The following is a 20,524-nucleotide window of genomic DNA, read 5'->3' on the forward strand; positions in this document are numbered from 1 at the left end:
TTGATGCTGGTTTCAACGGCGACAAAGCGGAAATGACGCAGGAGAGAAAAACCGGAGACCGGTATCCTTGGCGCAAGAAAAAACAAGTACCGGAGCGAACGCCATTAGCACCGAGGCCATGCTGCAGCGGTTTCTGCTGATCTCACGGGCAGTGGCCGGACAACTGGATTTTCAGTCGCTGATCCAGAAGGTGTCTGAAGAGGTCGGTTACTTTCTGCCCCACGATCACATCGACGTCTGCATTCTCACCGGCGAAGGCGACATGCATGTTGCCTACGAGGCTCGCCTGCATACAGGGTGGGGTGACGCGCCCGAGCCGGTCCCGATTTCCGTGAGCCCGATCCGCAGCATTCTGCGCGGCGAGGAAGATTTCATCCTGACCGCGGACGCCCAGCTGGACGAGCGATTCCACTTTGACGGCGCGTTCAGCGATCCGATCTTCGATGCCCGCCTGCGCAGCCGCCTGCACGTGCCGCTGCAGGTGGAAGGCAAGGTGATCGGTGCCCTGTCCTATTCCTGCCACGCGCGCGACATCTATGAAGACAGCCACGTGACGATCGCCCAGTATGTCGCCGACCTGCTGTCCTCCTATATCCATGCCCTGAACCAGGGTGAGCGTGCCCGCAAGGCGGCCATCCGGCAGGCGGAAATCCATGCCCACGCGGAAGGCCTGCGCGCCGGTGCGCTGCGCCTGACGGAAGCACTCGAACTGGAGCGGCAGAGGATCGGCATGGACCTGCATGACCAGACCCTCGCCGACCTGACCCGGCTCAGCCACGAATTGCGCCGGCTCAGGCAGGCCCCGAAGATTCCGGGCGAAACACTGACCACGCTGACCGACCGGCTGGAAGGATGCCTGCAGGAACTCAGGAGCATCATCGAAGATGCCCGGCCGAGCGTTCTGAAGCTGTTCGGCTTCGAACAGGGCATTGAAGCCCTGCTCGAACGGGCGGTCGCCTCCCAGGCAAGACCGATCTCGGTGGAGTTCGCCGACGAAACCGACGGTGCCGGCAACGCGTTGCAGGAAACCCATCAGATCGCCCTCTTCCGGATTGCGCAGGAGGCGGTGAACAACGCGATCAAACATGCGGATGCCTCCCGGATCCGCGTCGTGCTTTCGCAGTCCGAGCGCTTGTTGAGCCTCGCCATATCCGATGACGGCTGCGGGCTCACAGGCGACGACGGCGATCATCTCGGCGGGATCGAGAACATGCGCACGCGTGCAACCCTGATTTCGGCACAGTTCGAAATCGAACCTTGCGCCGACCTGTCGGGAACCCGTGTCCGCGTGTCCCTTCCGCTCGGCGATCCGCCCACATTCCCCTTGCCAGAACAAAATCAGACCAATGCGTATCTTGATAGTTGAAGACGATGTCCTGCACCGCTCCTTCCTGCGGGAGGTCGTGGAACGGGAACTGCCCGATGTGACGGAACTGACCGAAGCGCAGAACGGGGACGAGGGCATCGCGCTTGCCGCCAAGCACCGCCCCGATGCGATCGTCATGGATCTGCAGATGCCGAACAGGACCGGGGTCGAAGCGGCGCGTGCGATCTGGCGGCAGGAACCCGAGACGCGCATCCTGTTCTGGTCAAACTATGCAGACGAGGCCTACGTCCGGGGGATATCCCGGATCGTTCCGCCCGGCGCCTCCTACGGCTATATCCTGAAATCCGCCTCCGAAGACCGCCTGAAACTGGCGCTGCAGGGCGTTTTCGTGGAAGAGCAGTGCATCATCGACAGGACGGTGCGCGGCGTTCAGCAGCGGGCCGACGACCGGCTGCAGGGTCTGACCGATGCCGAATACGAGGTCCTGATCGACATCGCCCTCGGACTGACGGACAGGACGATTTCCAGGCGGCGCGGCATTTCACTGCGCAGCGTGCAAAGCCGGTTGCAGGCGCTTTACGAAAAGCTCGGACTCGATCAGGATACCGACCGCGATCCGGACGGAGCCGCGATCTACAACAGCCGCTCGCGCGCCGTCAGCATCGCGTTCTTGCGGCGGCTCGTGAACGGCAAGGCAATCGAAGCCGCCGAACTCGACTACCAGACCTGGGCGGAAGCAACCAGCAAGACGACCGTCCCCAACTGAAGCTCACCAAGGTTTCAAAGGCTTTGTCCCCATGAAACGGATTGGCAACATGCCGTGTTTCCAGGCTTAGGGCGCCTGTCGGAGTTGGGGTGCCTTGCAAGCTGCATCGATACCCCCACCCCTAACCCCGCCCCACAAGGGGGAGGGGAATGCCGTTCCACCAGAAAGTCATTCTGAGAACATTTTGCCTGATTGACGTTACTGCCGGTCACGTCATGTGCGGCCTCGTCCCCCTCTCCCAGATGGGGGAGAGGTCAGGGGTGGGGGGTAACAAGGCCGTCAGCGGTTCGCGACAGCGTCCGCCTCACTCAAGCACATCGGCGACCGCATATTTTTCGAGCTTCTCCGGGTCCACCTGAACGCCCAGTCCCTTGCCTTTTGGAACATGGACACGCCCGTTCCTGACCGGGAACGGTTCGGTCAGGATATCGTCCTCGGCGTAGTAGGTCGCCATGTAGAATTCGCACTGAAGGATCAGGTCCGGCACGGCCGCCATGAGATGCGCGCCGGCGGTGTGCGCCAGTCCGGTTTCGAACATGCAGCCGCCGTAGACCTCGATCCCGGCGGCGCGGGCAATCGCCGCGACCTCGAGCGCGCGGCGGATGCCGCCTGACTTCATGATCTTGAGCGAGAAGATATTGGCCATGCGGATCTGCGCCGCATAGAGCGCCCCCTTGGGATCGAACACGCTCTCATCGGCCATGATCGGTGCGTCGATCACCTGCGTGATATGCGCCAGGACCTCGCGCTCGTGCATCTTGACCGGCTGTTCCACGAAAGTCGGGCGGAAGGCCTCCAGGTCACGTACCCGCCGCACGGCATCATAGGCCGGCAGGCCCTGATTGTAGTCAATGCGGATATCGGCCTCCTCGCCGTAGATCTCACGCATCTTTTCCAGGCGCATGAGGTCGAAGCGATGGTCTGAAAATCCGGTCTTGAACTTGAAGATCCGGACACCGTCCGCCCACATCGCGGCAACGTCTTCTAGATCCTTGTCAAAGTCGGGATTTGCGATGGAAAAACTCATGCCCATATGGTCGCGCTGTCTGCCGCCGACGAGTTCGGCAACCGAAAGCCCGGAAATCTGGCCGGTGATGTCCAGCAGCGCCATTTCGAGCGCGGCCTTGGCTTCCGGATGTCCGACGATGATCTTGTCCGCCGTCGACATGTGCTTCTCGACCTGCACGGGATCCTCGCCGATCAGGTGGGGCCGCAAATGCACATGAAGGGCCGCGGCGCACCCCTCAGCCGTGCCGGTGAAGACCGGCCAAGGCGAGGCTTCGCCCCAGCCGATGAGGCCGGTGTCGGTGGTGACTTGCAGGATCGCGACGTTGATCCCGGCAACGTCGCCGCTGCCATGCGAGTGGACAGCCTTCGCCGGAATGCTGATGCGGTGAACCCGGATGTGTTCGATCTTGTGGTCGCTCACGCGCGCCTCCGAGCAGAATTGGAAAGGGTCGGCGGGGACAGAACTATTCGGGCCGGACGACCAGAACACTGCAGGACGCAAACCGCGACACGCGTGCCGCGTTCGGTCCGATGAAGAGATCCTTCACGCTCGGCCGGTTCGCGCCGATGACAATGAACCGGGCAGTGAGCTTGTCCGCATGTTCGATCAGTTTTTCATAGACGACGCCGCGCAGGACTTCCGTCGTGCAGGGTACGGACTTCCAGTCAAACCCGGCCGCATAATCGGCCAGATCCTTGCGGGCATCCGTTTCCACCTGGTCGCGCATGTCGTCGGGGATATAGGCCTGGACGTAGGTATTCTGCTGATCCGGAATCACGAAGACCAGTTCGACCCCGGCATCGTGGCTTTGCGCCAGCATGATGGCTTCGCGGACAACACACGCATCGGCTTCCCTGTGGTGCAGATCCACAGCGGCAATGATCTTGACGTTTGCCATGACGACATCCTCCTGGAAAGTATTCCTGTTGGTGCCGGAGACAGCGCTCAGCCATCTCCGGCAAATGTCATCCTCGGGGACCGCGCATGTTGTCTGGCAGGAAGGTGGCCAGCTCGGGGACGAAGATCATCACGAAGACCATGAGCACCATGATCAGGAACAGGGGGATCGCGGTCTTCGCGATGTAGCCCATTTCGTGATTGGTGATGCCTTGCATGACGAACAGGTTGAAGCCGATAGGCGGCGTGATCTGCGCCATTTCAACCACGATCACGATGAAGATCCCGAACCAGATCAGATCAATGCCCGCGCCAATGACCATTTCCTGAACGATCGCCATCGTCAGAACGACGGACGAAATGCCGTCGAGAAACATGCCGAGCACGATGTAGAACAGCATCAGCGCCATCAGCAGCGAGAACTGCGACAGCTGAAGGCTCTCGATGAATTCCGCCAGGGCCCGCGGCAGTCCGGTAAAGCCCATGGCGAGCGTCAGGGCCGTCGCCCCCATCAGGATCAGCGCGATCATCGCCGATGTCTTGGTGGCTCCGAGCAGGCTGTCGATAAAGGTCTTCCTGTTGAGCGATCCTTGCGCCGCCGCCAGGATGAACGCCCCAATAACACCGATGGAGGCCGCTTCGGTTGCCGTAGCCCAGCCGCCATACATGGAGCCGATGACAACCAGGATGAGCAGGATGATCGGGATCAGAAACCGGCTTTCACGCAGCTTTTCGGAAAAACTCATGCGATTGGCAATCTTCGGCACTTCACTCGGCCGCAGGAATGACCAGCCCGCTACATAGGCCATGAACATGCCCGCGAGCACGATACCCGGAAGGATGCCGGCCATGAACAGCTTGGAAATAGACTGCTCGACGGCGACGCCATAGACAATCAGCGTCAGCGACGGGGGGATCATGAGACCAAGCGTTGCCGCGCCGGTCAGCGTTCCGATGGTCATGTACTCGGGATAACCGCGCTTGCGCAGTTCGGGAATGGACATCTTGCCCACGGTGGTCAGCGTTGCTGCCGACGAGCCTGAAACGGCGGCAAAGATCGTGCAGCCGACGATGTTGACATGGACGAGCCCTCCGGGAAGGCGCTGCATCCACGGACTGAGGCCGCGGAACATGTCCTGCGACAATCGACTTCGGAACAGAATCTCGCCCATCCAGATGAACAGTGGCAGTGCCGTCAGGGTCCAGCTGGAAGAGCCGGTCCAGATGCGCGTCAGCATGGCGTCGCCGGCCGGGCGCGAGGTGAACATTTCCAGCCCGAGATAGGCAACGCCGAAAAGGGCGAGCCCGACCCAGACGCCGGTTCCCAGAAGCAGGAACAGGACGAACAGGAAAATGAGAACGAGGTAGATCTCTTCCATGTCTTAATCCCCCTGCGCTTTCTCGCCGGGGGCATGGATATTGTCCCGGCCCGTGAACAGCGTCGTCACAAGATTGTCGAATGCGCAGATCGCAAGAAGCACGGTGCCGATCGCCATGGACATCTGCGGTATCCAGATCGGCCAGGCATCATGCCCCTGGCTGATTTCGTTGAAGCGGTAGCTTTCATAGGTGAACTTGATGGCATAGCGCGCAAACAGGTAGGTCAGGTAACTGGCGATCGCCCAGCACCAGATCTCGCCGAACTTGCGGTACCGACCGAGCGCGGTCAGCAACAGGCTGACGCGAATGTGGCTGCCGCTGTTCAATGCATAAGGCAAGGCCAGGAAGGATGCCGCCGCCATGCAGTAACCCGTGAAGTCGGGCGCGCCGGTGATGATCCCGCCCCCCCACCTTGCGACCATCTGCGAGGCCACGAAGAAGAGGATCAGGATCAGAAAAACCGCCGCCAGATATCCGGCGAATTTGTAGAGCGCATCAAGACCGGTGCGCAAAAGCTTGAAAACAGCCACCGCCATCCCCCTTCATAGGCAAGTGTGCCCGGCGATGGCCGCCGGGCAGATGTTGTCATGCGGGTAGACTACTGTTTTGCCTTGAATGCATCGACGATGGCCTTGCCCTGATCGCCGGCGGTCTCAAGCCATTCTCCCGTCATGGTCTCGCCGATGGCCCGAAGCTCCTCGGCCATGGTGTCGCTCACGCGGCCGGTGGTCATGCCGTTCTTGCCGAGCTCGTTGACGGTGAACTCGTTGTACTGGATGGACCGCCAGTCACCGGCATATTCCGCCATCGCCGCACAGCCGTTGATGACGTTCTTGGTGGTGTCGTCCAGCGCGTTCCAGCTGTCCATGTTGACCATGACATAGTTGCGCGGCAGCCAGGCGTCGGCGGCGTAATAGTGCGACAGGCTTTCCCAGATCTTGCGGTCATAGCCGGTAGACCCGGAAGACACCATGCCCTGGGCGACTCCAGTCGCGAAGGCCTGGCTGATTTCAGCCGCCTCGATCTGGACCGGCTGCATACCGGCAAGTTCCGCCATCCGTGCACTTGCGTTGTTGTAGGTCCTGAATTTCAGGCCCTTGACGTCGTCCAGGGAGTTTACCTCACGATCGAAGTAAAGGCCCTGCGCAGGCCACGGCACGGAGTAAAGCAGGTGCAGGTTCTGCTCCTTGAGAATCTCGGTCAGGGGCTCTTTGGCCACTTCCCAGAGCTTTTCGGAATCTTCGAACGACGTTGCCAGGAACGGCACGGAATCGAACCCGAATATCGCGTTTTCGTTCTGGTGACCCGACAGCAGCCGTTCCCCGATCGGGACCTGCCCCGTCTGGATTGCGCGCTTGATCTCGGCGCCCGAATACAGGGAACCGCCCGGATGTGTCTTGATTTCAAGGGCGCCGCCGGTGCCGAGTGTCACGCATTCGGCAAATTTCTCACCGGTTGCCGAGTGGAAGTTGGTCGCCGCGTACGCCATGGGCATGTCCCAGGTTTCCGCGGATACGGAGCCTGCCGCCAATGTGGAAACGGCGACGCCGGCCATAAGGATTTTCGTTATTCCGGACATGGAGAACCTCCTCGTTATTCTGTCCCCTCATGCCCCGCTTATGCGGGACACGCTGCTTGCGTATCGCCGGCTCAGAACCGTTGCGGATCGTAGGCCGACAGGTCAATGTTCTGACGGTCTCCAGAGATGAGACCCGCCAGAATGCGCCCGGTTTTGGGGCCGGCCGTGAGGCCGACGTGATGGTGCCCAAAGCCGGCAAAGACGCCAGATGCCCCGATTTCTCCGATCAGTGGCAAACTGTCGGAAGGAGCCGGGCGATGACCAAGCCAGCTCTCTTCCTTTTCGAACGTCAATTTCGGAAATGTCTGCGCAACCGTCCTGCGCAGCAGGTCGAGCGGTGCCTTGGAAGGCCTCGCCTCCAGTCCGCCGAATTCAACAACGCCGGCGCATCTCAGCCCGGCTTTCATCGGTGTTGCGACAAACTTGCCCGTGGTGACCATCATGGGCGTTGCAGGGCCGTTTTCGGCGGCCTGCAACACGATGTGGTAGCCGCGTTCGGATTCCAGCGGCACGGCAAGACCGAGCTTCTTTGCCAGGGAGCCGGACCAGACGCCGGTCGCCAGGACCACCTGGGTGCAGTCGATGTCGTCGCCATCCGTGATGACCTGCGTGACCCGGCCATCGGTGAAGGTGAAATCCTTCACCTCGGCCTGGACGAAGCCGGCCCCCAGCTTCCTGGCTTCCTCCGCAAGCGCTGCAACATAGCGGCCCGGATCGCGGACGAAGCCGTGATCGTGCATGACCGCCAGCAGTTTCATTTCCGCCGACAGGTTCGGTTCATAGTCACGGACCGCGTCGCCCTCGAGAATGTCTGGCTCGAAACCGGCCATCCTCCGGATCATCCAAGTATATTCATCCGCCTCGAACGCGGCGCGCGAGGGATAGACGAAACTGTAGTCGGAATGGACCAGCCAGTCTTCGGCACCCGTTCCCCTGGCCAGGGCGTCGTGCTGCGACGGGGAATCGTAAAGGATCGGCGCAAGGCCTTCGGAAATGCGGCGCGTATCCTTGTCATTGGCATGCGACAGGTATTTCAGCAGCCAGGGCGTCAGTTTCGGCAGATAGGACCAGCGCAGGAACAGCGGAAAGTCCGGATTGAGGAGCATCTTCGGGCTTTTGCGCACCAGACCCGGCGCGGTCACGGGCGCAACGGAACAGGCCGCGAGAACCCCGGCATTGCCGTAAGAGGTCGAAGCGGATGTGCCCGCTTCAACGCGGTCGACGATCGTGACGTCTATGCCGGCCCTGCGCAGCCAGATTGCCGTTGAAACGCCGACGACGCCGGCACCGATCACAACGACAAGGGGAGACGCAGCCGGGCCCATCGCTCACCCCATCCAGCGCCGCACAGGGGCGGCGGCTTCTTCGAGTGGCTGACAGATCACGTCGACAAGCGTCGGTCCGTCATGGGCCATGGCCTCGCGCATGACGCCTTCCAGATCCTCGCCCTTCTCGACCTTCCAGGTCTTCAGGCCGAATGCGGCGGCAACCGCGGCCTGGTCGGTCCGATTGAAATCGACATTGTAATAACGCTTGTCGCAGTCGGCATACTGGCTCGCCTTGATCCAGCCGAAGGCGGAATTGGAAAAGACGACATAGGTGATCGGCGCTGCGGATCTCACGACCGTTTCCAGCTCGCCGCAGGCGAACGCGAAAGACCCGTCCCCCATCATGGCAACGACTTTCCTGTCCGGCTGCCCGTACCATGCCCCGAGAGCAGCCGACAGCGAGTAGCCCAACGCGCCGTGCGCACGGTTGGTGATGTACTGACGTCCAGCATGCTGTTGCTGCGAATAGGCATTGTAATAGGGGCAGCTTGTTCCAGGATCCGAAACCACGATCGCATCATGAGGAAGGGTTTTGTTCAAGGTGTCAATGATTTGTTCGGGAATGATCAGGTCCGTGTCGCTTTCGACCAGTGCCTGGAACTTTGCGAATTTGCGGGCCTTGATATCGGCGACCTTTGCTGCGCCGTCGAAGGACGGCAGCACGCCTTCACGGGTGTCGAGACAGGCGTTGACCGCCTCCAGAGCCAGCTTCAAATCGGCGACCACGCCGACCTCGGTCGGATAATTTGCGCCGATCGTCATCGGGTCACTGTCGAAATGCACGATGCGCTGACCGGGCTTGGGTGCTTCCCAGCGCGAGGTCGTGGTGGACCCGGCGCGGCATCCCATGAAGATAACGAGGTCGGCGGCCTCCATCATTTCCCAGGTTTCGTCGGTTCCGCCGTTCGACCCGACCACACCAAGCGAGAGCGGGTGCGTGTCGGCAAGGGACCCCTTGCCTGAAATGGACGTTGCCACCGCGAGATCGAGGCGGCTCGCAATGCGGTCGAGCTCATCCATTGCACCGGCGATCACGACGCCGCCGCCACAGACGATCAGCGGCGACTGCGCCGTCAGGATTGCTTCGACGGCCGCCTCTGCCGCACCGGGCTCCGGCGCGGCGCGATAGGACGGAAACGATTTGAGTTTCGGGTCCGCCCAGATGTCATCGGCGGGAACCGGATCGTATTGAATGTCATAGGGCAGGCCGAGATGCGACGAGCCCGGACGGCCTGTTGTCATGGCGCGGAAGGCCTGACGCACCATGCGCGGTATGTGATCGGCACGCCTGATGACCGTGTTGAACTTGGTAAGGGGCCGCATCAGCGCTTCCTGATCGACCTCCGTCAGGGGATACTTGCCGTAGGACCCGACCGATATGTCGGTCGTGATCGACAGCACCGCATAGGAGCTTTCGTTGGCCTCGATCAGGCCGGGCAGGATGTAGGTCGCGCCGCCGCCTGACGGACCCTCGCACACGCCGACGCGCCCGGTGACGCGCGCATAGGCGTCGGCCATATAGGCCGCGCTGCGCTCATCGCGCGTCAGGACATGGGTGATGCCATGGTCAAGGTTGTGCATGGCGTCGTAGAAAGGCAGCGTGGTGTCGCCGCAAAGCCCGAAGATGTGCCGCACCCCGTGGGCCTCCAGGGACCGCACCATCGCCTCAGCGCCGTTCATTGTGTTTCGCACCATATCCCCCAGACAAGACGCATTCCACGCAGGCAAGATCAGCTGCACTCAATATTGTATACAGCTCTGTAGGCAAATGTGAAGGCGCAAATGTTCACAAAGCGCGGTTTTTGATCTATCAGGGAGCAGACGAACAGACTGTGCACGGCGGGACCACAATGACAAAGCGCCTCAGCAGCGTTGACCGCGTCTACGAGACGCTGCGCGACATGGCGATCAATTTCGACTTCAAGCCGGGCGAGCGCATTAATGAATCCGCCCTGACCACCAGGCTTGGCGCTAGCCGAACGCCGCTGCGCGAAGCCCTGAACCGGCTCGTCGCAGAAGGTTTCCTGACGCTTGCGAAGGGACAGGGCTTCTTCTGCCGCCCGTTGGAACCGGCCAAGGTGCTGGAGCTTTATCAGGCGCGCTGCGCCATCGAGACAGAAGGCATCATCCGGGGGATCGAAAACGCCGGGGACGACGAGATCCAGGCCCTTTGCGACTATCTCGACGATTTCGAGAAGACCTATTTCACCTCGACGGACCTCACCGAAGTGCTGCAGCAGGACGAGGAGTTCCATCTTCGTCTTGCCGCGCTGTCCGGCAATGGCGAACTGGTCAGGCTGCTCAGCAACCTGAATGAACGGATACGTTACGTCCGCCTGATCAATTTCCGTCAGATCCGCGAACAGATGGAAGACGGTGCGCATGAGGATCCGTCCCTGCCCGCCCATCGCAAGATCGTCGACGCGGTGAAAAACAGGGACACGGACACTGCGGTGACGGCCCTGCGCAGCCACATCGAACGGCGCAGCGAGGAAACCATCGAACTCGTCCGCCTCGCCTATTCGCAGCTTTACGTGCCGAGCCTTTGAAGCAGCGCCCGGCTGACATTTCCACCCGGCCGAAAGTCCCTGCTCACCCCCAGCGCGGGTCGTCCAGCTCGTCCGGGAACCTTGCCGGGGCAAGGCTTTGCTGGAACCAGAGCACGTAGTTGTAGATCGAATAGACAGGCAGGCCCGTGAGCCTGCGGATATCGGCCGCGTAGGGCACCATGTTGGTGCATTCCAGGACGATCGCGCCGATGCCCTCATGTTGCGAAACCAGATCCCGGGCCGCGTCGCGCATGTCCTCCCGGCAAGCGGCAAAGTCGATCTCGGGTGCATCGCCGAGAATATCCCGGGTGAACACCCGGCCGCCTTCCGTGCCGACAACAGGTGTATCCAGCGGCACATTTGCGGCGTTCAGATGGTCGGGGGTCAGCGTTTCGCTGGAAATCGTCAGGATGCCGACCCGTTTTCCGGGGGCAAGCGTCGACTGGACCATGGGCACCTGCATCAGCGAAGACGTTGCCAGGGGAACGTCGATTTCCCGGGCGAGTTGATCCTGCAGGATCGACAGGAAGCCGCAATTCGTCGTGATGCCGTCGCAACCGCTGGCAACAAGATCCCTTGCCGCTGCAATGAAGACGTCGAGAAGCGGGCGCGCGTCGGACCTGACCACGAGATCGGGCGACGCGCCGCGGACAACCCGGTACTGAACCGGGAACGGCCAGGTCAGGGCATTGCCCATATCTCCCGGAATGCGCGGAAAGCGTGTTTCCAGCATCAGTATTCCGACATTTGCTCCATAGACGGTCTTGCCGCCGCGCTGAGGTGTCAACGGGTCATCCTTCCCACTCCGTGGACCGTGGTATCAAAATATACAAATTTGAACGCAGGCCTGTATACAGAAATATCGATCCCTTGAAAACTTCCCGGTGTTCCCGGACCGGTCAACGTTCAAAAGACCGGTGTCGGGGCGCGCGGAAGGCGATCAGTCCCCTTCGGCCAGATCCTGCAGGGCATCGCGGTTATCGATGATCAGCCAGCCGTCGCGCAGCGTGACCAGCTCCGCCTTCTGCCATCTTCTAAGGCAACGATTGACGTTCTCGCGAGTGTTGCCGATCATGCCGGCCAGTTCAGACTGGGATTGGGAGAGTTTCTTCAACGGTTTTTCCGGCGATCCCGGCGCGGCCTCGGTCAAGCGGATGACGAGCCGCGCCAGGCGGGCGGGCAGATCCAGAAACGCGATCTCGATCATGCGCTCGTCAGAGCGGCGCACCCGCTGGCACAGCAGTTCGATGAGGTGGATGGAGAGGTCCGGATTGCGGCTGAGCACATCCAGCAGGGATCTTCTTTCCAGAACGATCAGCGCGCAATTCGTGAGCGCCTTGACGCTGGCCGAACGTTCGCCGCCATCCAGCAGCGCAATTTCTCCGAAAACGTCGCCGGCCTGCAGATCGTTCAACGTGATTTCGCGCGCGCTCGGCGTCAGCATACTGACACGGACCGAGCCTTCGGCGATCGCCATCATGCTCTGGCCCGGATCGCCCATGGAGAAGATGACGTCTCCGGACCGGAAACGTTTCACATAGGCGAATGCCGCCAGTTCGCGGCGCGCCTGGTCATCGAGCGCGTCGAACACGAAACTCTTGCCGAGCAGCTTCTCCTTGTCGAATTCGCGATCGGCTTCCATGTTCTAACCTCTTTCTGCCTATATTTGACGCAATTGGCTTCTTACAACTTTAAGCACGGTCTGCTACCGACATGCAGGTATGCTACCAATTGAGCCCGTTTGAAAAGCACTTTCCGAAGAGGTGACAATGAGAAACTTCGTTCTGCCAGCGTTGCTCTCGCTCCTGGTCATCGTGTTGCCTCGCGTAACGGCGGCGCAGACGCTCGCGGGATGCACCGCGGCCGACCTCACAGACCCGCCCCGGATCGCCTATCAATGTCCGGGCGGTCTGGTCATCGAAGCGGAAGCGGCAACTGCGCTCGGCATCGTGACGGCCGCGCCCGACGGCCGACCCACCGATGTCGAGGTGTCTTCAGACGCGGTCCTGATCGAAATGGAACCGGGCAGCGGCCCGTTCCAGATCCGCACGCCGCACGCGATCGCCGCCGTTCGCGGGACCGAATACGCCGTCGACGTGGAAGATGGCAAGACAGCGGTCTTCGTCGCCGAGGGCGAGGTGGCGGTCTCCAGGCCTGATGGCAGCGACACGGTCGTTCTCGGTCCCGGGTTCGGGGTCGACGTTACCCCGGGCGAGCCTCTGGTGGTACGCGAATGGGGCGCTCAGCGTGTCACGAACCTGTTGAACCGCTTCGGGCGATGACGTCTGCGCTGCCGCGCTGGGTTGCTGCTCTCGCGCTGCTTTCGGGCCTGGTCTGGGCGGCGTTGCTCTGCCAGCAGCATCTTTCAGGCACGGCGAGCGTCATCGATCGTTTCGAGACGGTGCTGCTTGATCTGCGCATCTCGCTTGCCGGTGAACGGCCCGCCCCGGAGAACATCACCATCGTCGCCATCGACGACCGGACCGTGTCGGAGGTCGGAACCTATCCCCTCGACCGGAATACGCTCGCGGAACTGGTGACCGGGATCCGCGAGGCCGGCGCGGCCGCGATCGCCATCGACATTCTGCTGTCAGGGGAATCGACGGAAACGGATGACGCCGCACTTGCGGCAACGCTAGAGAGCCTCCCGGCGGTGATTGCCGCCGCTGCACGGGTCGCCGATGCACAGCAGACGGCAAGTGCGGTTCCCGTCGTTCGCGAAGCGCTGGCTCCCGACCCACGGTTCGCGGAAGCCGCCACCGTGGGACTGGTAAATATCGTGACAGATGACGGCGGGACGCCCCGGCACATCCCTCTCCTGTTCCTGTCCGGATCGGGACTGCAACCGTCCTTCGGCCTCAAGGCACTGGAACTCGCTTCGGGGCGGACGCCAAGCCTCACCGAAGAGGGTGTCCGCATTGGCGACCGCGTCCAGCCGCTCGATCTCGGGTGGCATCTCGCCCTCAATTATTATGGCCCGGCCGAAACTGTCGAAACGATCAGCGCGGCGCGCCTGCTTGACGGTGACCCCGTCGACTTGCGCGGCCGCCTTGCCGTTCTCGGCGTCACGGCGACGGCCGTTGGCGACCGGTTCGCGACCCCCTTCGACCCGGTCATGCCCGGCGTCGAGATACAGGCAACGGGCATCGCCAATCTTCTCGACGGATCAGCGCTCCTGCGCACGGGCGCAATCCGCCTCACCGACGCTGCAGCCGCCCTGACAATCACGCTTCTGGGCCTCGCCGCCATTGCCTTTCTGCCGCTCGCCCCAGCCGTCTTTTTCTATATCGCCCTGCTCACCGGCTGGCTCGCGCTCACGATGATCCTGTTCGGGCAGGGGCAATGGATGAATGCGGCGCTTCCCTTTGCCGCGAGCCTGCCGCCGGTCATCGCCCTGCTCCTGTCACGACAGGTTTTCGAACGTCTTCGTTCCCAGAAGCTGGCACGTGCCAGCGCCGCTCTGAGCCGGTTCCAGTCGCCGAAACTGGCCGGCCGTGTCGCCGAAGACCCTTCTTTCCTTGCCGTCCCGAAGGAGCAGGACGCCGCGATGCTGTTCGTCGATCTTTCGGGATATACCGGGCTCAGCGAAGAACTCGGTCCCGTCAGAACCCGGGACTTCCTGAAGGAGTTTCACACCATCGTCGTGGACGTCGTCAGCCAGTATGACGGCGTGGTGCTCGACTTCATGGGCGATGGCGCCATGCTCGGTTTCGGCATCCCGGATGCCGCGGCAGAAGATCCTGTGAACGCTGCCGGCTGCTGTTTTGAGCTGGAGCGCCGTGTCAGCCAGTGGATCGCCGATGCCGGCATGAGCGGGCGTATCAGTCGCGTGCGGGTGGGCGCGCATGTCGGAGAGGTCGTCCTGTCCCGCCTCGGCCATGACAGTCAGCAGCAGATCGCGGCAACCGGCGACTGTGTCAACGTGGCCGCCCGCCTGCTGGAAGTCGCCAAGGACCACGACGCTTCGGTCGTGCTCTCGTCCAACCTGATGCGCGCCGCCTCGGCAATGACCGAAGTGGATTGTTCGCCACCGCGCCAGGCGACGGTTGCGATCCGCGGACGGCAACAGGAACTGACCGTCGGCCTGTGGCGATCAGGCGAGATCCCGCCCGGCTTTGTTGCGCCCGGTGGAACCGGATGAAGGGACGTGCCGTTTATCGTGCAGGGCAAGAACAGGTGGCGGCCGGCACTCCAATGTACCGGCCGCCCACGCGCTTCCTCGGTGCAGCCTCAAGGGCTAAAGTATCTTGTAAAGTGTCTTGTCTCTTTTAATCATGTGGTGAAACAGAACTGCACCGATATGAAGCGCGAACAGGGCGAGCAGGATCCAGGCGCTCCATTCGTGAATGGCGGACAGAGTCCAGGCGATGTCGGGGCTCTTGCCGATGGGGCTCCAGACCTGAACGATCCCGAACCAGTTCAGCGGAAACCCGTGCGCATTGGTCGCCAGGAAACCGGACACCGGCATGATGATCAGGAACGCGTAGAGAAGCCCGTGAACGGTGGCTGCGGCGATGCGCTCGATGGCCGGGCCTTCGTGAGGCGGGGCCCTGGAAACAAGCTTGTTGCCGACCCGTAGAAGCATCAGCCAGAGAATCACGAAGCCGAAGCTTTCATGCAGCAGGTAAAAGCTGGAGACGACATCCTTTTTCGCAAAGCCGATCATGAGCCCAAGCGGCCAGGTCAAAAGCACGAGCACGGCCACGGCCCAATGAAGCAATCGGGCAGCTGACCCGTAACGGGGCGTTGAAATGGTCACGTCTCCCGGTTGGACCGATTGGTCGTTTGCCGTCATGTGCGCTGACATCTCACTCTCCTGTTGCCCGTATCAGGGTCCCCGGTATCCGGCCATCCTGACAGGTTTGACTGAAGATACCGTTGAACAGGTGCACGACCTGCCCTAACGACACTTGAAAAGATAGCGACCAGGTTGACCGCTGACCTGTGACGCACGGCACAGGGCAGGCGATGTGGTGCGAATCCAGGCGCGAGCGGGTGCCAAAACGAAACGGCGCCTGCAAAGCAGACGCCGCAAAAGGATGCCGTTTTGTCTGTTTTGTCAGCCGGCTTTCTGGACGGCGCGTTTGGCCATGACGGTGACGAGGTTTGCGCGGTAGTGGGCCGAGCCGTGGATGTCGCTCAGCATGGAGCCTGAATCCACCTGGATGCCTGCCACCGCGTCCGGCGACCAGTTCGCCGCCAGCGCCGCTTCCATGCCGTCGACCCGGAAGACGCCGTAATGGCCCGCCCCGGTCACCGCCACCCGCACCGAGCCGTCCCGGTGCCTGGCCACATAGACCCCTGCCATCGCGTAGCGCGAAGCCGGGTTCGGGTATTTGGCGTAGGCCCCCTTCTCGATCAGCGGGAACGTCACCGACACCACGATCTCGTCCTCGTCCAGCGCCGTGTCGAACATGCCCACGAAGAAGTCTTCGGCGCTGAGCGAGCGCTTGCTCGTCACCACCGTCGCCCCCAGCGCCACAAGCGCCGCCGGATAGTCCGCGGCCGGGTCGTTGTTGGCAATCGACCCCCCGATCGTGCCCATGTGGCGCACCGCCGGATCGCCGATGCCGCCCGCAAGTCCGGCAAGGCTCGGAAGTCTGGACCGCACGAGATCCGACGCGGCAACCTCCGCATGCGTCGTCGCCGCCCCGATCGACAGGCTGCCATCGCCCTCGCAGATGCCGTTCATCTCCGCGATCTTCGTCACATCGACAAGATCGCTCGGCGACGCAAGACGCTGCTTCATCGTCGGCAGAAGCGTCTGGCCGCCGCCAAGAACCTTGCCGTCCTCAGCCTTCGACATCAGATCCGATGCGTCGGCAACCGAACCGGCGCGGTGATACGTTGTTTCATACATGACGGGTCTCCCCAAAATCTCACTGTCAGATGACCGGGTAGGCAACGCCTGCCCGAAGAACGTTTCTCTTCGACCTTATTCGGCCGCCTGCTTCTCCTGCGACTGGCACAGCTGCCACACCTTCTCAGGCGTTGCAGGCATCGTCAGATCGTTCGACCCGATCGCATCCGTGATCGCGTTGATCACCGCCGGCGGCGACCCGATCGCACCGGCCTCACCGCACCCCTTCATGCCAAGCGGATTGCCCGGGCACAGCGTCTCGTGCGTCGACAGGCTGAACGAGGGAACATCGTCCGCACGCGGCATCGTGTAGTCCATGTAGGACGCCGTCAGAAGCTGGCCGCTCTCGTCATAGGCCGCGTTCTCGAGAAGCGCCTGCCCGATCCCCTGGACAAGACCCCCGTGAACCTGGCCTTCCACGATCATCGGGTTGATCACCTTGCCGAAGTCATCCGCCGCAACGAAGCTCACGATCTCCGTCTTGCCCGTCTCCGGGTCGACCTCGACCTCACACACATAGGTGCCCGCCGGGAACGTGAAGTTGGACGGGTCGTAGAACGCCCCCTCCTTCAGACCCGGCTCCATGCCCTCGGGTAGATTGTGCGCCGTATAGGCCGCAAGCGCCACTTCCGTGAACGACAGCTTCTTGTCCGTGCCCGCGACCTTCAGCTCACCGCCCTCGATCTGGATGTCGCCTTCCGACGCCTCCATCAGGTGCGCCGCGATCTTCTTCGCCTTGTCCTCGACCTTGTCCAGCGCCTTCACGATCGCAGACATGCCCACCGCTCCGGACCGCGACCCGTAGGTCCCCATCCCGAACTGAACCTTGTCCGTGTCCCCGTGAACGATCGACACCGCGTCGCTGTCAAGACCGAACCGCTCGCAGATCAGCTGCGCGAACGTCGTCTCGTGACCCTGCCCATGGCTGTGAGAGCCCGTCAGAACCTCGACCGTCCCGACCGGGTTCACCCGCACCTCGGCAGACTCCCAAAGACCGACACCGGCCCCCAGCGACCCCACCGCCGCGGACGGCGCAATGCCGCACGCCTCGATGTAGCAGGAAAGACCGATCCCGCGCAGCTTGCCCCGGGACGCCGCCTCCGCCTTGCGCGCCGCAAAGCCCGCATAGTCGGCAGCCGACAGCGCCGCATCCAGCGTCGCGTCATAATCGCCCGCGTCGTAGCACATGATCACGGGCGTCTGGTGCGGGAACTCCCGCACGAAGTTCTTGCGCCGGAAGTCCGCAGGCGACAGACCGACCTCACGCGCAGCCGTCTCCATGATCCGCTCAAGAAGATACGTCGCCTCCGGACGGCCCGCGCCCCGGTAGGCATCCACCGCCGTCGTGTTGGTATAGACCGTCTTCACATTCGCGTGGATCGCCGGAATGTTGTACTGGCCCGACAACAGCGTCGCATAAAGATAGGTCGGAACAGCCGACGAGAACAACGACATGTACGCGCCCAGATTGGCGATCGTCTTCACACGAAGACCGACAATCCTGTTGTCCGCGTCAAGCGCAAGCTCCGCCTCCGACACGTGGTCGCGGCCATGCGCATCCGTCAGGAACGCTTCCGTCCGGTCCGACACCCACTTCACGGGACGGCCAACACGCTTGGACGCCCAAAGGCACACCATCTCTTCCGGATAGATGTAGATCTTCGACCCGAAGCCGCCGCCCACATCCGGCGCGATCACACGAAGCTTGTGCTCCGGCGCGACATTGTAGAACGCAGACAGCACAAGCCGCGCCACATGCGGGTTCTGCGAGGTCGTGTAGAGCGTGTGATGCTCTTCCGCATCGTCGTAGCTGGCAAGCGCTGCCCGCGGCTCCATCGGGTTCGGAACAAGACGGTTGTTGCGGATCTCCATCTTCGTCACATGCGCGGCGCCCGCAAACGCCGCATCGACCGCCGCAGCATCCCCGATCTCCCAGTCGTAGATCAGGTTGCCCTCCGCCTCCGGATGCACCTGCGGCGCGCCCGGCTCAAGCGCGGCAACCGGATCGACAACAGCCGCAAGCTCCTCATAGTCGACAACAACCGCATCCGCCGCATCGCGTGCCTGCGCAGCCGTATCGGCAACAACAACCGCAACAGCCTGGCCAACATGGCGAACAACCTCGGGCTCAAGCGCCCGCCAGCCGCCCATCTTCATCGGCGTGCCGTCCTTGGAATGGATCATCCAGCCGCAGATCAGGTTGCCGATCCCGTCACCGACAAGCTGGTCCCCCGTCAGGACCGCATCCACACCCGGCATCGCAAGCGCCGCGCTCGCATCGATCCCCGTCACCTTCGCATGCGCATGCGGCGAACGCACAAACGCCGCATGACCCATCCCGGGAAGAACCATGTCGTCCGTATACCGGCCCTTGCCCGTTATGAAGCGCTTGTCTTCCTTGCGAAGCGCACGTGCGCCAATCCCCTCAATCGCCATCTTCTCTCTCCCAAAACCAAAATCCGGAAACGCGCACCAGACAAACGCACCCTCTCCTCAAAGGCCTCGCAAACCGGGCGGTCCCGCCGTCTCAAAAGCGCGGAAAACCGCACTCAAAACAAACCAGAAAACCCTACTCGGCCGCCTGCGCCATCCCGGCCATCTGGTCCGAAGCCGCCTTGATCGCCTTGACGATGTTGTGATAGCCCGTGCACCGGCAGATGTTGCCCTCAAGCTCGTCACGGATCGTCGCCTCGTCCAGATTGCCAGCACCGTGACGGTTGATCATGTCAACCGCGCTCATGATCATGCCAGGCGTGCAAAAACCGCACTGAAGACCGTGATGCTCCCGGAACGCCGCCTGAACAGGATGAAGCGAATCCGCAGACCCGATCCCCTCAAGCGTCACAACCTCAGACCCGTCAGCCTGCGCCGCCAACAACGTGCAAGACTTAACAGCCTTCCCGTCAACATGAACAACACACGCACCGCATTGCGACGTGTCACACCCAACATGCGTCCCAGTCAGACCACGAACATCCCGAATAAAAGAAACAAGCAACGTCCGGTCCTCAACATCAGCAGAAACAGACTTACCGTTCAAAACCATCGATACCTTCGACATAAATTCCTCTCCCAGTAGAAGGTTCCAGGGCCTCGATCGCAGGCCCGAAACTCGAAAATCCGGCTCAGGGCCGGTATGTGTTCACTCCGCGCGTACCTTCAGAACGCGGCGGCCAGGATGATGACCACGGCGCCCAGACCGACAAGACCCCAGATCAGCGGGCCGCCGAAGACCCGCTCGTTGGCCGCGGGTTGAGGTTCCACGGACCTGGCGGGCTGTGTTTCCACCGCCGCGGCAGCCGGCATGGAGACTTCTTCCGGAACGCTGTCTTCCGCGGATGCCGCCGGCTCCTCCGCCGGGGCAGCGCCGGCCGCGGGCGCTTCCTGATCCGCCACCGTGTCGGAAAACTTGGTGAAGAAGTCCTCGGCCATCTTTTTCGCCGTCGAATCGATCAGGCGGCTGCCGAGCTGCGCCAGCTTGCCGCCGACCTGCGCCTTGGCTTCGTAGGTGAGAAGTGTACCGCCATCCGCGTCTTCAAGCCTGACGTCGGCTGCCCCCTTGGCAAACCCGGCAACGCCGCCCTTGCCCTCGCCCACGATCGTGTAGCTCTCCGGCGCATTGATGTTCTCGAGTGTCACCGCACCCTTAAACTTCGCCTTGACCGGTCCGATCTTCGTCGTCACGGCCGCGCTCATTTCCGTATCGGATGTCTTTTCCAGGCTCTCACAGCCGGGTATGCAGGCCTTCAGCACGTCGGGATCATTGAGGGCTTCCCACACCCTCTCCCTACCGGCTGGTATCAACCTGGTGCCGGAAATATCCATAGTG

The 20,524-nt window shown here is 62.0% G+C and carries 19 protein-coding genes; 5 read left to right on the forward strand and 14 right to left on the reverse strand.

Annotated features, from left to right (window positions below; translation table 11 throughout):
- The first annotated feature begins 67 nt into the window (after positions 1 to 67).
- Positions 68 to 1,366 carry a GAF domain-containing sensor histidine kinase gene (locus ACO08A_RS09020; protein WP_422040783.1) on the forward strand — a complete coding sequence of 433 codons (1,299 nt, stop codon included), beginning with the start codon at positions 68 to 70 and terminating at the stop codon, positions 1,364 to 1,366.
- Positions 1,347 to 2,093 carry a response regulator gene (locus ACO08A_RS09025; RefSeq protein WP_421980796.1) on the forward strand — a complete coding sequence of 249 codons (747 nt, stop codon included), beginning with the start codon at positions 1,347 to 1,349 and terminating at the stop codon, positions 2,091 to 2,093. Before ACO08A_RS09020 ends, ACO08A_RS09025 begins: the two co-directional genes overlap by 20 nt.
- 304 nt (positions 2,094 to 2,397) lie before the next feature.
- Here ACO08A_RS09025 and ACO08A_RS09030 read toward each other — a convergent pair whose 3' ends face one another.
- The 7 genes from ACO08A_RS09030 to ACO08A_RS09060 form a co-directional block, all read right to left on the reverse strand.
- Positions 2,398 to 3,522 carry an enolase C-terminal domain-like protein gene (locus tag ACO08A_RS09030; protein WP_422040784.1) on the reverse strand — a complete coding sequence of 375 codons (1,125 nt, stop codon included), beginning with the start codon at positions 3,520 to 3,522 and terminating at the stop codon, positions 2,398 to 2,400.
- Between the two features lie 43 nt (positions 3,523 to 3,565).
- A complete protein-coding gene (locus ACO08A_RS09035; protein WP_422040785.1) occupies positions 3,566 to 4,000 on the reverse strand; it encodes a universal stress protein in 435 nt (144 codons plus the stop codon).
- Between the two features lie 67 nt (positions 4,001 to 4,067).
- Positions 4,068 to 5,378 (reverse strand): TRAP transporter large permease, encoded by a 1,311-nt coding sequence (locus tag ACO08A_RS09040; RefSeq protein ID WP_421980793.1) that lies wholly within the window; start codon positions 5,376 to 5,378, stop codon positions 4,068 to 4,070.
- Between the two features lie 3 nt (positions 5,379 to 5,381).
- The gene (locus tag ACO08A_RS09045) at positions 5,382 to 5,909 is read right to left on the reverse strand and encodes a TRAP transporter small permease (protein WP_422040786.1); all 528 of its coding nucleotides are present in this window, start codon (positions 5,907 to 5,909) and stop codon (positions 5,382 to 5,384) included.
- A 68-nt stretch (positions 5,910 to 5,977) separates the two neighbouring features.
- On the reverse strand, positions 5,978 to 6,958 hold the full coding sequence (locus ACO08A_RS09050; RefSeq protein WP_422040787.1) for a TRAP transporter substrate-binding protein: 981 nt from the start codon (positions 6,956 to 6,958) through the stop codon (positions 5,978 to 5,980).
- A gap of 71 nt (positions 6,959 to 7,029) precedes the next feature.
- A complete protein-coding gene (locus ACO08A_RS09055; protein ID WP_422040788.1) occupies positions 7,030 to 8,283 on the reverse strand; it encodes an NAD(P)/FAD-dependent oxidoreductase in 1,254 nt (417 codons plus the stop codon).
- 3 nt (positions 8,284 to 8,286) lie between these two features.
- A complete protein-coding gene (locus ACO08A_RS09060) occupies positions 8,287 to 9,966 on the reverse strand; it encodes a thiamine pyrophosphate-binding protein (RefSeq protein WP_422040789.1) in 1,680 nt (559 codons plus the stop codon).
- 170 nt (positions 9,967 to 10,136) lie between these two features.
- On the opposite strand from ACO08A_RS09060, the gene ACO08A_RS09065 reads away from it, so the two are divergent.
- A complete protein-coding gene (locus ACO08A_RS09065) occupies positions 10,137 to 10,835 on the forward strand; it encodes a GntR family transcriptional regulator (RefSeq protein WP_319385182.1) in 699 nt (232 codons plus the stop codon).
- Positions 10,836 to 10,878: 43 nt separating this feature from the next.
- Here the strand turns inward: ACO08A_RS09065 and ACO08A_RS09070 are convergent, their stop codons facing one another.
- Positions 10,879 to 11,622: an aspartate/glutamate racemase family protein gene (locus ACO08A_RS09070; protein ID WP_422040790.1), complete on the reverse strand. Its 744-nt coding sequence runs from the start codon at positions 11,620 to 11,622 to the stop codon at positions 10,879 to 10,881.
- 153 nt (positions 11,623 to 11,775) lie between these two features.
- Positions 11,776 to 12,477, reverse strand: a complete 702-nt coding sequence (locus ACO08A_RS09075; protein ID WP_422040791.1) for a Crp/Fnr family transcriptional regulator — start codon at positions 12,475 to 12,477, stop codon at positions 11,776 to 11,778.
- Positions 12,478 to 12,604: 127 nt separating this feature from the next.
- Between ACO08A_RS09075 and ACO08A_RS09080 the strand changes: the two genes are divergently transcribed.
- Both ACO08A_RS09080 and ACO08A_RS09085 read left to right on the forward strand, forming a co-directional pair.
- Positions 12,605 to 13,117, forward strand: a complete 513-nt coding sequence (locus ACO08A_RS09080) for a FecR domain-containing protein (RefSeq protein WP_422040792.1) — start codon at positions 12,605 to 12,607, stop codon at positions 13,115 to 13,117.
- Positions 13,114 to 14,976: a CHASE2 domain-containing protein gene (locus ACO08A_RS09085; RefSeq protein ID WP_422040793.1), complete on the forward strand. Its 1,863-nt coding sequence runs from the start codon at positions 13,114 to 13,116 to the stop codon at positions 14,974 to 14,976. The genes ACO08A_RS09080 and ACO08A_RS09085 overlap by 4 nt, the downstream gene beginning before the upstream one ends.
- 96 nt (positions 14,977 to 15,072) lie before the next feature.
- On the opposite strand, the gene ACO08A_RS09090 is transcribed toward ACO08A_RS09085, so the two are convergent.
- The 5 genes from ACO08A_RS09090 to ACO08A_RS09110 all read right to left on the reverse strand — a co-directional run bounded on the left by ACO08A_RS09090 (position 15,073) and on the right by ACO08A_RS09110 (position 20,520).
- Complete coding sequence (locus tag ACO08A_RS09090) at positions 15,073 to 15,630, reverse strand: cytochrome b (RefSeq protein ID WP_422041733.1); 558 nt, start codon at positions 15,628 to 15,630, stop codon at positions 15,073 to 15,075.
- A 264-nt stretch (positions 15,631 to 15,894) separates the two neighbouring features.
- Positions 15,895 to 16,695: an FAD binding domain-containing protein gene (locus tag ACO08A_RS09095; protein ID WP_422038473.1), complete on the reverse strand. Its 801-nt coding sequence runs from the start codon at positions 16,693 to 16,695 to the stop codon at positions 15,895 to 15,897.
- Positions 16,696 to 16,770: 75 nt separating this feature from the next.
- Entirely contained in the window at positions 16,771 to 19,131 is a 2,361-nt protein-coding gene (locus tag ACO08A_RS09100) for a xanthine dehydrogenase family protein molybdopterin-binding subunit (protein ID WP_422038472.1), read from the reverse strand.
- A 133-nt stretch (positions 19,132 to 19,264) separates the two neighbouring features.
- A complete protein-coding gene (locus ACO08A_RS09105) occupies positions 19,265 to 19,756 on the reverse strand; it encodes a (2Fe-2S)-binding protein (RefSeq protein WP_422040794.1) in 492 nt (163 codons plus the stop codon).
- Positions 19,757 to 19,854: 98 nt separating this feature from the next.
- Positions 19,855 to 20,520 (reverse strand): SRPBCC family protein, encoded by a 666-nt coding sequence (locus tag ACO08A_RS09110; protein WP_422040795.1) that lies wholly within the window; start codon positions 20,518 to 20,520, stop codon positions 19,855 to 19,857.
- Positions 20,521 to 20,524: the final 4 nt, after the last annotated feature.

The sequence above is a fragment of the Roseibium sp. genome (assembly GCF_965232425.1).
In the GTDB taxonomy this organism is placed as follows: domain Bacteria; phylum Pseudomonadota; class Alphaproteobacteria; order Rhizobiales; family Stappiaceae; genus Roseibium.